The sequence below is a fragment of the Stenotrophomonas sp. STEN021 genome, assembly GCF_056760175.1.
This window is the reverse complement of record NZ_JBRREH010000053.1, coordinates 1-13,633: the sequence shown is the minus strand read 5'-3', so window position 1 is coordinate 13,633 and position 13,633 is coordinate 1. Positions and strand designations below refer to the sequence as shown.

12 protein-coding genes and 1 pseudogene are annotated in these 13,633 nt (G+C 62.7%); 6 read left to right on the top strand and 7 right to left on the bottom strand.

Going from position 1 to position 13,633, the window contains the following annotated elements:
* Nucleotides 1-147: 147 nt before the first annotated feature.
* A pseudogene (locus tag ACVOL0_RS12505) lies at nucleotides 148-2,279 on the bottom strand (TonB-dependent receptor family protein).
* A 165-nt stretch (nucleotides 2,280-2,444) separates the two neighbouring features.
* Between ACVOL0_RS12505 and ACVOL0_RS12500 the strand changes: the two are divergent.
* Nucleotides 2,445-3,647 carry an amino acid aminotransferase gene (locus ACVOL0_RS12500; protein WP_481549400.1) on the top strand — a complete coding sequence of 401 codons (1,203 nt, stop codon included), beginning with the start codon at nucleotides 2,445-2,447 and terminating at the stop codon, nucleotides 3,645-3,647.
* Nucleotides 3,648-3,953: 306 nt separating this feature from the next.
* On the opposite strand, the gene ACVOL0_RS12495 is transcribed toward ACVOL0_RS12500, so the two are convergent.
* Nucleotides 3,954-5,189: an MgtC/SapB family protein gene (locus ACVOL0_RS12495; protein WP_481549399.1), complete on the bottom strand. Its 1,236-nt coding sequence runs from the start codon at nucleotides 5,187-5,189 to the stop codon at nucleotides 3,954-3,956.
* A 286-nt stretch (nucleotides 5,190-5,475) separates the two neighbouring features.
* Between ACVOL0_RS12495 and ACVOL0_RS12490 the strand changes: the two genes are divergently transcribed.
* The 5 genes from ACVOL0_RS12490 to ACVOL0_RS12470 all read left to right on the top strand — a co-directional run bounded on the left by ACVOL0_RS12490 (nucleotide 5,476) and on the right by ACVOL0_RS12470 (nucleotide 8,953).
* Complete coding sequence (locus tag ACVOL0_RS12490) at nucleotides 5,476-6,489, top strand: class 1 fructose-bisphosphatase (protein ID WP_481549398.1); 1,014 nt, start codon at nucleotides 5,476-5,478, stop codon at nucleotides 6,487-6,489.
* A gap of 278 nt (nucleotides 6,490-6,767) precedes the next feature.
* Entirely contained in the window at nucleotides 6,768-7,196 is a 429-nt protein-coding gene (locus ACVOL0_RS12485) for a nuclear transport factor 2 family protein (RefSeq protein ID WP_481549397.1), read from the top strand.
* Nucleotides 7,193-7,897: a 2OG-Fe(II) oxygenase gene (locus tag ACVOL0_RS12480; RefSeq protein ID WP_481549396.1), complete on the top strand. Its 705-nt coding sequence runs from the start codon at nucleotides 7,193-7,195 to the stop codon at nucleotides 7,895-7,897. The genes ACVOL0_RS12485 and ACVOL0_RS12480 overlap by 4 nt, the downstream gene beginning before the upstream one ends.
* The gene (locus ACVOL0_RS12475) at nucleotides 7,881-8,552 is read left to right on the top strand and encodes a hypothetical protein (protein WP_481549395.1); all 672 of its coding nucleotides are present in this window, start codon (nucleotides 7,881-7,883) and stop codon (nucleotides 8,550-8,552) included. The genes ACVOL0_RS12480 and ACVOL0_RS12475 overlap by 17 nt, the downstream gene beginning before the upstream one ends.
* 86 nt (nucleotides 8,553-8,638) lie before the next feature.
* On the top strand, nucleotides 8,639-8,953 hold the full coding sequence (locus ACVOL0_RS12470; RefSeq protein WP_481549394.1) for a hypothetical protein: 315 nt from the start codon (nucleotides 8,639-8,641) through the stop codon (nucleotides 8,951-8,953).
* A 14-nt stretch (nucleotides 8,954-8,967) separates the two neighbouring features.
* Here the strand turns inward: ACVOL0_RS12470 and ACVOL0_RS12465 are convergent, their stop codons facing one another.
* The 5 genes from ACVOL0_RS12465 to ACVOL0_RS12445 form a co-directional block, all read right to left on the bottom strand.
* On the bottom strand, nucleotides 8,968-9,165 hold the full coding sequence (locus tag ACVOL0_RS12465; protein WP_481549393.1) for a hypothetical protein: 198 nt from the start codon (nucleotides 9,163-9,165) through the stop codon (nucleotides 8,968-8,970).
* Nucleotides 9,166-10,060: 895 nt separating this feature from the next.
* Nucleotides 10,061-10,825, bottom strand: coding sequence for a hypothetical protein (locus ACVOL0_RS12460; RefSeq protein ID WP_481549392.1), 765 nt, complete (start codon nucleotides 10,823-10,825; stop codon nucleotides 10,061-10,063).
* Nucleotides 10,822-11,739, bottom strand: a complete 918-nt coding sequence (locus tag ACVOL0_RS12455; RefSeq protein WP_481549391.1) for an ABC transporter ATP-binding protein — start codon at nucleotides 11,737-11,739, stop codon at nucleotides 10,822-10,824. The genes ACVOL0_RS12460 and ACVOL0_RS12455 overlap by 4 nt, the downstream gene beginning before the upstream one ends.
* Nucleotides 11,736-12,545, bottom strand: a complete 810-nt coding sequence (locus ACVOL0_RS12450) for a hypothetical protein (RefSeq protein WP_481549390.1) — start codon at nucleotides 12,543-12,545, stop codon at nucleotides 11,736-11,738. The genes ACVOL0_RS12455 and ACVOL0_RS12450 overlap by 4 nt, the downstream gene beginning before the upstream one ends.
* Nucleotides 12,545-13,474, bottom strand: coding sequence for a hypothetical protein (locus tag ACVOL0_RS12445; protein WP_481549389.1), 930 nt, complete (start codon nucleotides 13,472-13,474; stop codon nucleotides 12,545-12,547). Before ACVOL0_RS12445 ends, ACVOL0_RS12450 begins: the two co-directional genes overlap by 1 nt.
* Between the last annotated feature and the right edge of the window lie 159 nt (nucleotides 13,475-13,633).

Below are 13,633 nucleotides of genomic sequence, written 5' to 3'. Positions count from 1 at the left end.
TGGGGGTGAGCGGGGTGTTCAGGTGGTTGTTGGGCTAGGTGCGACGGCAGAAGCAGAAGCCCCCCTCCCCAACCCTCCCCAACCCTCCCCTTCGCTACGCGAAAGGGAGGGGGCCAGGTGCGCACGCTCAGCTGGCGGCGAGGCTATTCACCGCGCCCATTGCCACTGCAGGCCCACGGTGAAGGCGCGGTCCGGGCCCGGTTCGTAATAGCGCTGGTTGCCGTCGTTGACGATCACCGAGCCGATATAGCGCTGGTCCAGCAGGTTATCCACGCGCGCGAACGCCCGCAGCGGACCGTGTGCGGTAGCCCATTGCCGCGCCATCTCCAGGTTCAGCAGGCCATAGCCGGCTGCGTTGGCGCTGCCCAGATCGTTGACGCCGATGTCGCTGGCAGCCACCACTTCAGCCGCCCACTGCCATGGCCCCGGCTGCCATTGCCAGCGCGCGAACAGCTGCTGGCGTGGCACACCCGGCAATCTGGTGCCCGCCGCTACCAGGTTGCTGGGCTGGGTGCAGGGCGAGGGCAGGCCGGTGCAGGTCAGATATCCCTCACGCACCGTTGCCTGCAGCCAGGTGTAAGCCAGCTGCAGCTGCTGATCGGCGGCAATCGGCTGCTGCCAGCTCAGTTCCGCGCCCTGGCGCCGGGTCGCGCCGATGTTGCGGTAGCTGCTACGGCCACCACTATTGGTCGCCACGGCCAACTCGTCATCGCTGTCGGCGCGGAACAGCGCCAGCTCCAGCCGTGCACCGCTCTGCGCCCGCCATTTGCTGCCGATCTCGTAGTTGCGGGTGCTGCCTGCAGCCAGGTCCAGCGCCAGACCGGCACCACCGTCAGCGCGATAACCCAGCTCATTGAAGGTCGGCGTTTCAAAACCGCGCCCGGCCGAGGCGTAGAGACGCAGCTCGTCACTGGCGCGGAACACCAGGCCCGCCACCGGCGTAGTCGCCGAGTAATCGCGGCTGCCGCTGTCGTCGGGATTGGTGGCGGTGATATAGCGGTCGCGCGAACGGAACTGCACTTCGCTATGGCGCGCACCCAGCAATGCCGACCAGCGCGGACTGAACTGCCACCAGGCCTGCGCGAACTGATCGATGTTCTGCACGCGGTCGTTCTGGTCGCGGCGCAGCCGGCCCTTGATGCCGAGGGTGCTGCCGATGAAGTTCTCGTAGCCGGTCCGGTGCTGCTGCTGTCGGTCGGCATTTGCCCCAATCACCAGCTCCAGCGGCTTGCCCGCCAGTTGCCCATGCCAGGCCCAGCGCGCGTCCAGGCCGCCGTAATCGCTGTCCAGATCAATCACCCCGCCGGAATGCAGCGGACTGTTCTGCGGCCCCGGCGGAATCGCCAGGAACTGCTCCACCGCACGTTGCCCGGCATAGCCCATCAGCCGCCAGGTCTGCTGGCCACGCTCGGCGCTGTAGACCGCACCAAGCTGGGTCTGCCGCACCGATTTGCGGGTGTTGTACTGGGTGGCGACCGCCGTGGCCTGGCGCGGGTTGTCGCGTACCTGTTCACGACTCAGGCCCAGTGGATCCTGTGCATGTGGCGCATCAAAGCCGTTGAACAGCAGCTCCAGCCGCTGGCCGGCCTCCAGCTCGAAGCCCAAACGCGCATTCACCGATTCCCGCCGCGCGGCGCTGTGCGCGCGCCAGCCATCGGTACGGAAGTGATTGGCCGCCACGTTGTAGTGCATTGCCCCGGCCAGGCCCTTGAGCTGCACGCCGGTGCTGGAGGTGTTGTTGCTGCCAAGGCTGCTGCGCAGCCGCCACGGATCGCCGTCCTGCCCGTCCGCGCTCCACAGCTGCAGCACGCCGCCGGAGGAATTGCCGTACAGCGCCGAGAACGGCCCGCGCAGCACCTCCACCCGGTCAGCGCCGAATACGTTGAAGTGGGAGAGCTGGCCCTGGCCATCGGGCATGGTCGCCGGCACCCCGTCGACCAGCAGCCGCACCCCGCGCACACCAAAGGTGGAGCGCGCGCCAAAGCCGCGCAGCGACAGCTGGGTGTCCTGGGCGTAATTCTGCCGATCCCGTGCCAGCAGACCGGGCACCGCGCCCAGCACTTCGGAAAGCTGCGCGCCGCGGCCATTGCCGTCGGCGTCCAGCGTCAGCGTGGTGCTGGAGGCGGGCAGGTCGAAATCATCCACCGCATGGACCTTGGCGGCCTGCACCTGCACCCGATCCAGGGTGGTGGCAGGCAGCTCATCAGCCATGGCCGGCCACGCCAGCACCAGTCCGGAGAACACGAAAAACCGATTACAAGTCCGCATCTGGCCATCATCCCCGATCCGCGCTGACCGCGACATCGCCCTGCGCGCTGAAGTTCCAGCTGAAACCCTACGGCCAGCGGGCTCCAGCCCTGTTAGGATGATGCGGTTGTGAGCGCGCCGTTGCTGTATCCCGCGCTAAACGCCCCCCACTCCCCGCCACTGATACGAGTATCGCCGTGTCCTTCTTTGCAAACGTCGAACAGGTTCCTGGTGACCCGATTCTGGGTCTGACCGAGGCTTACAACGCTGACAGCCGCACCACCAAGGTCAATCTTGGCGTGGGCATCTACTACGACGAGAGCGGCCGCATTCCGCTGCTGCGCGCCGTCAAGCAGATCGAGCAGACGCTGGCCGCCGAGGCCAAACCGCGCGGTTACCTGCCCATCGACGGCCTGCCGGCCTACACCCAGGCCACCCAGAAGCTGGTGTTCGGCGAAGCTTCGGACCTGCTGGCCGCTGGCCGCGTCGCGACCTCGCAGACCGTTGGCGGCAGCGGTGCGCTGCGCGTCGGCGCCGACCTGCTGAAGCGCCTGCTGCCGCACGCCACCATCGCCATCAGCAACCCGAGCTGGGAAAACCACCGCGCCGTGTTCGGCGCCGCCGGTTTCGACGTGGTCGATTACACCTATTACGACAACGCCGCGCACGGCCTGGACTTCGCCGGCATGCTGGCCGACCTGCAGAAGCTGCAGCCGGGCACCGTGGTGCTGCTGCACGCCTGCTGCCACAACCCGACCGGCGCCGACCTGAGCACCGAGCAGTGGAAGCAGGTTGCCGCGTTGATGAAGGACCGCCAGCTGTTCCCCTTCATCGACATGGCCTACCAGGGCTTCGACAAGGGCATCGCGCAGGACGGTCAGGCCGTGCGCATCGTCGCCGACGCCGGCATTGACAGCTTTATCGTCGCCAACTCGTACTCCAAGTCGTTCTCGCTGTACGGCGAGCGCGTGGGTGCGTTGTCGGTGGTGGGCCCGGACGCGACCTCGACCAAGGCCGTGCAGTCGCAGGTCAAGCGCATCATCCGCACCATCTACTCCAGCCCGTCCACCCACGGCGCCGCGCTGGTCGCCGGCGTGCTGAACAGTGGCGAACTGCGTGGCGTGTGGGAAGCCGAGCTGACCGAAATGCGCGAGCGCATCCACGCCCTGCGTGCCGGCATGGTGCAGAAGCTGGCCGCCCTGGGCGCGCCGGAATTCGGTTTCATCCAGCAGCAGGCCGGCATGTTCTCCTATTCGGGCCTGAGCAAGGCGCAGGTAGACAAGCTGCGTGACGACTACGGCATCTACGCCGTCGGCACCGGCCGCATCTGCGTTGCCGCGCTGAGCCAGAACAACCTGGACTACGTGGCAAAGGCCGTCTACGAAGTCAGCCGCGGCTGATGCAGCGTTGCTGCTGATGTGTTGAAAAGCCCGGGGAAACCCGGGCTTTTTTTGTGGCTTGAGGATTGTGGATAAGACTGTGGAGTAAAGGCTTTGGAGCTTTAAAGCACCCCTCCCCAGCCCTCCCCTTGCCTGCGGCAAAGGGAGGAGGCAACGGCTGCAGCCCTCATCATTTCGCGAACTGCAGCTTAGCCCCCTCCCTTGCGCAAAGCGCAGGGGAGGGTTGGGGAGGGGTGCCGTTGCTCCAGCTCTTGCCGTTGCCATTACCCCAAGCCTTATCCACAAGCCCCTGTGGATATCCAGCAGCTACCCCGGCACTACCCAGGTAACCACCACAGCAGCCGCCACCATCGCCCCAAGCCCAATCGCCACGCCAACCCCATAACGTCCACCACCACTGGCAAACGCCAACACCGATTTGGCCAGCGACGCCGAAGCCAGCAGCGCCACCACACCCCAACGCGCCTGCGCCAACTCCAGGCCGCCGGAGGCGGTGAGCCCGGCAATACTCGCCGCCGCCGCATGCAGTTCACCCAAGGCGGCGATCGTCGCCCCGGCCAGGGCACCTGCCTGCCCGAACATCTGCCGCAACCCTTCAGACACCAGCAGCACCACTGCGATCACCAGCGCTATCAGCAAGGCATGCTTCAACTGGAAGGCCTTGCCGGTCGGCCCCTGCGGTACGGCTTCATCGGCCACATGGCGCAGCCCCAGCGCAGAGCACAACAGCAGAACCAGGCACGCTGCTGCCAGCGGCCATGCCGTCGCCTTCAGCAACATCGCCGAACTCGTGCCGATAACGGCGGCAAACAGCAGCAACGAGGCTAGATTCGCCAACAACGCAGCCGCCACCGAAGGCATCACCAAGGCCGGCGCAGCGCGACTGCTGCGGCCAAACCCGGCCACTGCCGCGGTCGAGGAGGCAAAGCCGGAAAAGAACCCGGCCACCGGCAGACCCCAGCGCGCGCCCACCGCCCGCAGCGCGATATGGCCGAGCATGCCCACACCCATCACCAGCACCACGATCTGCCACAGCTTGGACGGCACCAGCACGCCCCAGGGATCGACCGCGCTGTCAGGCAGCATCGGCAACACCACCAGCGCACAGGCGGCCAGCAACAGGGCGTCGCGCACCTCCTGGTCGCTGATCACTTCCCGGCTCAGCCGCGCCAATGGCGCCTTCGCCCACAGCAGGATCGCCACCACCACACCCAGCGCGGCAGCCAGCGCCTGCTGCTGCATGCCCAGCCCACCCAGCAAGACAGTTATCAACAGGGCGATCTCGCCGGTCAGGCCGGGATCTTCACGCGAGGTGACCCGGTAACTGGTCCAGGCCAGCGCCGCCACCGCCAGCAGCGCCACCACGAATACCGCCTGGCCCAGCATCAAGGCCGCCGCACCCAGCAGGGCCGACAGTGCATGCGTACGAACGCCAGCCTGCAGGCTCTTGCGCCCACCGTGTTGGCGCTCGCGCACCGCACCGATCAACAGGCCGATGCCCAGGGCAGTCAGCAAACCGTGTGTGGCCTGGTTCCAATCCATCGTGTTCTCCAGCAAGGCCCTGAATGGTACGAGGCCTGTGGATAAAGCCAATACCCACGGACTTATCCACATCTCATTCCGATCTGGAGTTATCCCCAAACACTTGTGGGTAACCCTGATGCGCCCGCCATGACTGGCTTCTCCTCACCACCGCAGTTGCGCAACGCGTCGACTGGCAGGTGCTGTCCATATTTGTCCACAGAAAGACAAAGTCTGGCCACGGCTCGCTAAAAGCCGAGCCAGCCGCGACAATAGCGCCCCTTTCGTCTGAAGGTAGTTGCCGTCCATGTCCCGTACATCGCTGACCCGTTTCCTGATCGAAGAACAGCATGCCAAGCGCATCAACGCCGACCTGCGCCAGCTGGTGGCCGTGGTTGCCCGTGCCTGCACCAGCATCTCGATCGCTGTCAGCAAGGGCGCCCTGGGCGGCGTGCTTGGCGATGCCGGCACCGGCAACGTGCAGGGTGAGGCGCAGAAGAAGCTGGACGTGATCTCCAACGAGATCCTGCTCGAAGCCAATGCCTGGGGTGGCCACCTGGCCGCCTGCGCCTCCGAGGAAATGGACCACAGCCAACCGGTGCCGTCGGAATACCCGCTGGGCGATTTCCTGCTGCTGTTCGATCCGCTGGACGGCAGCTCCAACATCGACGTCAACGTCTCGGTTGGCACCATCTTCTCGGTGCTGCGCTCGCCCAAGGGTGTGGATAAGCCGGGCGACGAGCACTTCCTGCAGCCTGGTACCCAGCAGGTAGCGGCCGGTTACTGCATCTACGGGCCCAGCACCATGCTGATCCTGACCGTGGGCCATGGCACCCATGCCTTCACCCTGGACCGCGAAACCGGCGAGTTCGTGCTGACCCAGCGCGGCATGCAGGTGCCGGCGGACACCAAGGAGTTCGCCATCAACATGTCCAACCAGCGCCACTGGGAAGCGCCGATGCAGGGCTACGTCGCCGATCTGCTGGCCGGCAAGGACGGCGTACGCAGCAAGGACTTCAACATGCGCTGGATCGCCTCGATGGTGGCCGACGTGCATCGCATCCTGACCCGCGGCGGCATCTTCATCTACCCGTGGGACAAGAAGGACCCGTCCAAGGCAGGCAAGCTGCGCCTGATGTACGAAGCCAATCCCATGTCGCTGCTGGTCGAGCAGGCCGGCGGCGCCGCCACCGATGGCCGCGAGCGCATCCTCGACATCGCCCCGACCCAGCTGCACCAGCGCGTACCGGTGTTCCTCGGCTCGAAGAACGAAGTCGCCGAAGCCACCCGCTACCACCGCGAGCACGACCTGCAGGGCTGAGCTTCTGCCCCCTCCCTTTGCCGCAGGTAAGGGGAGGGTTGGGGAGGGGTTGGCTTTTGAGGCCTTTCAGGCATTACCGGGAAAGCCCCTGCCGAGCATGGCTCGGCACTACGCTTCTGCCCCCTCCCTTTGCCGCAGGCAAGGGGAGAGTTGGGGAGGGGTCGGTTTTTGAGGCCTTTCAGGCATTGCCGGGAAAGCCCCTGCCGAGCATGGCTCGGCACTACCCATGCAGGGCGGTTCGCGCCACCATCGACACTAGCTCTCCGGAGATACCGTCGATGCGCAGATTGATCCTGCTGTTGTTGCTGCTTCCCGGCTGGGCCTGGGCACAAACACTGGCAACGCTGGAACAAGCCGATACGGCATGGAATCAGCTGCGCCTGCAAGGTGACGCCAAAGCACTCGCTCCCTTGCTGGCCGACGACTGGCTGCTCACCCATTCCGACGGCCGCGTACAACGCAAGGCCGACTACCTGCATGAGCTGGCAACCCGTCAGCGCCGCAACACCCGCATCGACAACGAAGACGTGCAGGTCCGCCTGCATGGCGACACCGCTGTGATCACCGGTACCAGCGTGCAGGCCGCCATCAGCGACGGCAAACCCTGGGAAGGCAGGTTCCGCTTCACCCGCGTCTGGCTGCTGCGCGACGGCCAATGGCAGATGCTGGCCTCGCATTCCTCGCGGCTTGCAGAGGCCACGCAATGAGCGTGCCCGACTTCATCGAGGTCTACGACAACGCACTGACCGCCGCCGATTGCGCCACCATCGTCGAACGCCTGCGCCGCAGCACCCAGCTCAAACCCGGTCAGGTCGGCGGTGGCGTATTCCCCGAGCTCAAACGCAGCCACGACCTGCGCATCAGCGGCAACGAGGGCTGGCGCGATGTAGAGCAGCGCCTGCAGCAGGCGGTGTTCAACGGCATGCTGCATTACCTGCGGCGTTATCCACAGGTTCTTATTTCACCATTGATGCTGCAGGTGCCCGATGCGGAAGGCCAGGCGCGACGACTGAGCGCGGAGGATTTCCCCGCCATGGACGACGCCGCGCTATCCGAACTCGCCCGCACCTGCCTGCGTCCTGGCGCAATCAACCTGCAGTGGTATACGGCGGGCGAGGGTGGCTATCCCTACTGGCACTGCGAGCTGTTCCCACGCGACCCCGGCGGCGAAACGCTGCACCGGCATCTGCTGTGGACGCTCTACCTCAATGACGGCTTCGAGGAAGGCGAGACCGAGTTCCTGTTCCAGCAACGCAAGGTGGTGCCGCGTACTGGCAGCCTGTTGATCGCACCGACCGCGTTCACCCACACCCATCGTGGCAATCGGCCGCAGGGTGGAGACAAGGTCATTGCGACGAGTTGGATCTTGTTCCAGTCGGCGCAGCGGTTGTATGACAGCACTGGCTGAAAAACGGAATTCACTTTTGCAAAGGAAGCCCATGCGCATGCGCCCCCTGTTTCTACTGCTGATTGCGTCCTCCATCAGCGCCTGTGAGGCAAACCAAGCAATGCGGGACACCCAGATTGCCGCTTTCGAGCCCACTGAAGGGATGATTCTGGTCAAGCAGGGAACGCTGTCGCAGATCGAGGCCGCAATCCGCGACTACGACGGCCTTATCGAGCCAGTAACCGCGGGCAACTTCACAATCGAAATCCATCCGCAGCCAGACGGCAGTTTTGCAGTTCTCCCACCACTGGGCCTGCCCGCCTTCGACATGGTCAACATGACGGTTTGGCTTGACGCACCACCCGAGCAGGAGGATACGGGCGATGCGGTCGCCTGGGCCACGTCACCAGGGGATGGCGTGGCGTACTACTTCGAGCCTGAGCGGGAGAACAGTTGGGGCGACACGATGATCGGTGCCACGATCAATGGCGACAGCGTGCGCGTTACCGCACCCGAGACCCATCTCTCACCAGCGGAGCATCATCTCACTTACCGTGCTCGCCCCAGCGTGGTGATGTCAGCGACTCCGCTGACGCTGGTAGTTACCTTGGACAAAAACGCTGGGTTCGGCAATCCGCTGTTGCTGCTCGAATCCCAACAGGCGATCGAGGACTAGCTCGATGACGTCTGGAGACAGAGATTGCGTGCGAGGTAGCTTTTTCTGTTTCGTCGATCTGCAGCAGCACGCCAGAGGCACATGATATGAAATGGATGCTGTTCCTCGGCCTGTTGCTGGTAGTGCTCAATCTGACCGCAAGCTTCTTCGTGTTCCGTAACAAGCAGCTGACCAACACCCAACGCTTCCTGCAGGTCACCCTGATATGGATGTTGCCGGTCATCGGCGCCGTGCTCTGCCTGGCATTTGCCACATCCATGCCGCCTGCCGCTGCACGCAGCCAGGCAACTGATGCCGGCATGATGGTCGGCGATATCCTTGGCAATCACATCGCCGGTGGAAGTCATTGCAGTGATGTTGCCCCCTGCGACGACGGCGGTGGTGATGGCGGTGGGGACTGATAGATGTGCTCGCCTCATATCTCGTCGTAGCAGAGATCGTCCGGATCAACGCCAACATGATCCGGCGAAGGCAGCTCCGGCAAAAATACCGCTGCTATCTCACTCTTCCCCAGCAGCAATGCCTTGGCTACACGATGCATGCCATCCATCACCCGTCCCTGCGGGCAGAGGATGATCGGATACTGCAGGTCCGCTGCTTCCACCAACTGCATGTGTTCGATGACCTGCCTGCATGTTGGGGCGGTGAGTCGGCATCCCACCAATAGGCTTCGTCCAGCTCGGCGACCGCTGATAGCGCGATGCAGGAAACCGGAAGGTCACGACTCAGTGCGATCAAATGATGCACGTCCCAGGCCAACAAACCTGCCTCGCTCTGACGGAAATGGTATTGCCTGCGCATGGTTTCTTGGCCCACAAAATTCAGGCAACAGCGTAACGCACTACCCGTAGAGCGGAGCCATGCTCCCCTGGAGCTTTCCGAGCAATCCCTTGTGGGAGCGGCGTAAGCCGCGAAACTCGCAATCGACCTGGTACGAAGATGCCTGCAGTTTCATTGCTGTCGGCTTCGCGGCTTCCGCCGCTCCCACAAACTCGCCTTCGTTCCTCCAAGCTTGGCTACGCACCATCGCTACGGCAGGCACAGCTAACCAAAGAGCCTGATCAACCTTGCCATCCCCAGACCAACCACCACCCCCATGCAAGACTCGCCAAGAACTGACGCTTCGACGAATCTGAAACACCGAAGACACTCTTTGAATCTGCGTTCTTCTTTAACATGTCGCTCTCCTGCTCTACTGAGAGCCAACTTAGCGACGTCGCAACTGGCGCACTACGACAATAGTCTCGTTTGGTCGCATCACTCTACACACCTAGCGGTTTGTGGAAAACAAGATCCCGCTAGAACAACTCGCCCTGCAGCGATGGCCTATTCGGCGGTAGCGGCTCGATGAATTTCCTGCAGTCCAACCATCGCGATTGCTGGCGTGACGCGCTGAAGCTCTAGCGTTTTCTCGCCAGCTTGAAGCGGATAGCAGGCACGCTCACATGCACTTCGGCGCCACGCATGAAATTGGCTCGGGAGTTCTAGCTAGGATCAGCAGATTTGATTCAAGCGTGGCCCAGCGTTCCGCGTCGTCGGGCTACGCGGTAGCAGATACCAAACACAGTCACTCCAACACCCAGGTACACCGCGGCATTGCCTGCCACAAACAGCAGGCGCGGCCACTGCCCCCCCAAGGCTAGCGCACCCTGTTCGGCAACTATCCAAGCAGCAGCGTGACTGAAGGGAAGGATTGCCAGCACGCTCGCCGGATAGGCCGGGACGCTCACCAGTGCAACGACTCCGAGCAGCATCAGTGCGTTGACTGATTCAGCCTGTTTGAACAGAACACTCAGCCCACTCACGATCAAGCCAAGGCCGACCAAAGAGGGCGCCGCCACGAGCAGAATCGTGATCAGTGGGGCAATCGCAACATCGACCGTACATCCGACAATCCAGAATGTCACATGCAGCAACACCAGCGTTTCCACCGCCGCGCCGACGATCTGCAGGCCACCGCGCACGATCAGTACCACGGGCAGTGGGCGCGCCACTACGCAGAGTTGCTCCAGCGTGCGCCCATGGATCTCGCCTACGGTCTCGACGGCCACGCCGCTGTACGCTGCGCTTGCGAAACTCCAAAGTACAAATCCCAGTGCCAGCGACGACTGCGCCGGCAGGAAATCCGCAGCGGGAAGCCAAGCAATGCCATAGGCGAGCCCCGCGAAAGCACCCAGCAGGACCAGCGAGCTGACCGCCAACTCGAAGGCATAGCGACGCTGCCGATGCAGGTGCAGAAAGGCCTCTGCTTGACACAGTCGCAGCAGTGTCATGGCACATCCTCGGTCTTTCCAGTCAACGCCGCATCAGCCATCGTCACCGCCGTTATGCTGGCATGGCGCAGATCTGGGTAGAGCCGTGATAGCGCCTGCAACTGGTTCAACTGTCCGGCGAAGGTATCGTGGCAGGCGAGCCCTGAAATGACGGAAGAGGGCAGTGGGTTGTTGGCTTCCACCGTGAGGCGGAACTGTTCGATAGCGGTCGTGGCAGCAGAACCAGTACGTTCAAACGCGCAGCGCCCGGCCTCCATGCCAACTACACGTTCTGCGGTAGCCGCAACGAAGCCGGCGTCATGAGAAATGGTGATCAAACTGGCACCGCGCCGCTGTTCGTCCTTCAGCAGCGCTTGCAGGGCAAGGATGCTTTCAGAATCAAGCCCCAACGTTGGTTCGTCGAGCATGATCAGATCAGGCCGGTGTACCAACGCACACAACAGGGAGGCGCGTTGGCGATTGCCCGTGGACAGCCGGCGTACCGGTCGCTGCAGTGCGGTCAAACCTAGCCGGTCGGCCACGGCGCGCATGTAGGACCGGTCGACCCGCTTGCCACGCAGACGGAACGCATAATCACAGTTTTCCTGGATGCTCAGCCGTTCGTAAATATTCGCCCGCCCTTCCAGCAGAATTCCGGCGCGGTCCAGAACGCGCCGCCCTGCGCCCACCAATGGCCTCCCTAGTAGCCATACCTGACCCCGGGTGGGCTCGACCAGGCCCACGATGGTTTTGAACAGAGTGGATTTTCCCGAGCCATTGGGGCCTACGATGGCAACCGACTCAGCTCGCCGCACGGTCAACGACATATCTGCCAAGGCATTCCGATGGCCTGGGAAGTCCTTGTGCAGGTCTTCAACCCTTACGGCTTCAGCACCGCAGAGTCCTGCATGGGAGCATGCCTGAGTCAGCGTCATGCGGTATCCCGTGCTTCGCCTTCCAGTTCCCTGATGAAAGCATCAGCACTACGCTGCGCGGTGATATCGCCGTTGGAAGCGACGTAATCGCGAAGCGTGGCGGACACATCCGGCACACCCATATCGTGTGCCAGCCGACTGATCACCGTAGGAGTGTGGAACACCAGGTTTTCGCGAATGATCGCCCGGGTGTTCTCCGGCGCCAGGTCCATATCGAAGGAGTACTGCTGGTTCATATGCATCTGCGGTACGACGATGTTGATGGAAATGGACAGGTCCTCGGAAGGGAACTGAACATGGATGTCCTTGCTGCCCCTGTAGAACATCACCCGGCCACGCAGCAGGCGCGTGCGCTCCAGGAAGCGGACATCAACTTCTTCACCAACGTAGCCCGCAACGCTCTTATGATCGTACTCGAATAGCACCGTTTCGTAGCCAGGGCCTTCGTAGCCCAACGTCAGTAGAGCGAAGTTGTGATCGTGTGGATCTTCATAGAAGAAAATCTCCTCACCATTACGTCCCGTCGGCGGCGTCCAGATCGCAGCGCGGATGAAGTAGTGTTCGCTGCGATGGAGCATGAATACTTGTGGCGTGTACGGATTCATGGTGTAGAACGCCGCCGGGTTGGCCAGCTGCCAGAGCAGCGTTTCGGACAGGAATGTACGATTGTTGTAGAGCTTGCGCAGCATCAATGCTGCTGCATCAAGATCACCAACGAGAACGCTGCCGCCTTGCGCATCAAGAAATTCGACAAGGTCACCGAGCGTAATCGACTCTTCAGTTTCCAGGTCCCAGGAAAATGCCATTACTGCGCTCCTTGAATATGCCCGTGCAGGCGCAGGTTCTGGATCGTGCGATCGGCCGCTAAGCGAATCTGAGGGTGTTCGTCCGAATTAGCGCGCATGAGCACACAGGTGCCGCGCTGAAGGTTCATAAGCAGCATCGCCTGCACGGCCTTCCAGCGAACGAAATAGAAACGGCTGGATTCGTAAATGTGTTCCAGCATGTCCAGCGTTCCCTCTACAGGGAAGTGTTTGAAGATATCTATTGCGAACTCCATACGGCTGGCATGGAAATTCGCCGAAGACACGCCGCTGCGCTGTAGCGAGTCGCGATCGTAGTGATAAACCAGATCGGAGTGCTCGTTTATTACCAGCTGTAACAGCCAGATTGTTCCGCTCACAGATATCGTATCGAACGCGTCCTTGTCCCGGCGTAGGGTCATGACATCACCGCTGGTGTACCTGACGACACCCCGGTCCTCCAAGCGTTCGCCCGCCGATTCCGGTACAACCTGCAGGTGACGGAGCTCCATGGCGCCGTCTCCGAGGAACAGAAAGCTGGCATCGTTGGGCAGCAGACCCAAATGTGCTCTGACGAATTGGCGGCCACCGCGGGACCCCGCGCGGCTGAGCCGCAAGTCCATCTCAGGCACCTTGACCAGCAGAATGGTCTTGATTTCATCGCGGCATACCTCGATCTGATCTTCGGCCTGATAGGCGCCACTGCCGGTTAGCGACTCGTCGTCGAGGCTGCTTAACAGCAAGGCGGCCAGCATCTGAAATTCGCCAGCAGCGGCTGCGGCCGCGAGCATCGGGGTGTAGTCGTCGATGCAGGTAGAACAGGAGTCCAGCAGTGCAAGGATATTGTCCAGTACGGCTGCTTGATGGCCGACTTCCAGACCAGCCACCGTAAGGCGCCCGGGTTTACTCCGCAGTTGCTTGAGCGTGTTCATGTGTCTTCCTTGATCAGCTGAAGAAGGCCCCCCCCCCACTGGCGGGTGGCCGTCGACATAATTAACTAACACCGTGACCAGCTTGAATGCCCCCATGATGGCAGCACAGCGCCACCCCCCCCAGTTACCCCCGTCACCCCACACACACACCGGAATTTA

Bases quoted from the DNA above. Each gene is read 5' to 3' on its own strand.
- ACVOL0_RS12495 (WP_481549399.1), bottom strand. From the start codon at position 5,189: ATGGATTGGAACCAGGCCACACACGGTTTGCTGACTGCCCTGGGCATC.
- ACVOL0_RS12490 (WP_481549398.1), top strand. From the start codon at position 5,476: ATGTCCCGTACATCGCTGACCCGTTTCCTGATCGAAGAACAGCATGCC.
- ACVOL0_RS12485 (WP_481549397.1), top strand. From the start codon at position 6,768: ATGCGCAGATTGATCCTGCTGTTGTTGCTGCTTCCCGGCTGGGCCTGG.
- ACVOL0_RS12480 (WP_481549396.1), top strand. From the start codon at position 7,193: ATGAGCGTGCCCGACTTCATCGAGGTCTACGACAACGCACTGACCGCC.
- ACVOL0_RS12475 (WP_481549395.1), top strand. From the start codon at position 7,881: ATGACAGCACTGGCTGAAAAACGGAATTCACTTTTGCAAAGGAAGCCC.
- ACVOL0_RS12470 (WP_481549394.1), top strand. From the start codon at position 8,639: ATGAAATGGATGCTGTTCCTCGGCCTGTTGCTGGTAGTGCTCAATCTG.
- ACVOL0_RS12465 (WP_481549393.1), bottom strand. From the start codon at position 9,165: ATGCAGTTGGTGGAAGCAGCGGACCTGCAGTATCCGATCATCCTCTGC.
- ACVOL0_RS12460 (WP_481549392.1), bottom strand. From the start codon at position 10,825: ATGACACTGCTGCGACTGTGTCAAGCAGAGGCCTTTCTGCACCTGCAT.
- ACVOL0_RS12455 (WP_481549391.1), bottom strand. From the start codon at position 11,739: ATGACGCTGACTCAGGCATGCTCCCATGCAGGACTCTGCGGTGCTGAA.
- ACVOL0_RS12450 (WP_481549390.1), bottom strand. From the start codon at position 12,545: ATGGCATTTTCCTGGGACCTGGAAACTGAAGAGTCGATTACGCTCGGT.
- ACVOL0_RS12445 (WP_481549389.1), bottom strand. From the start codon at position 13,474: ATGAACACGCTCAAGCAACTGCGGAGTAAACCCGGGCGCCTTACGGTG.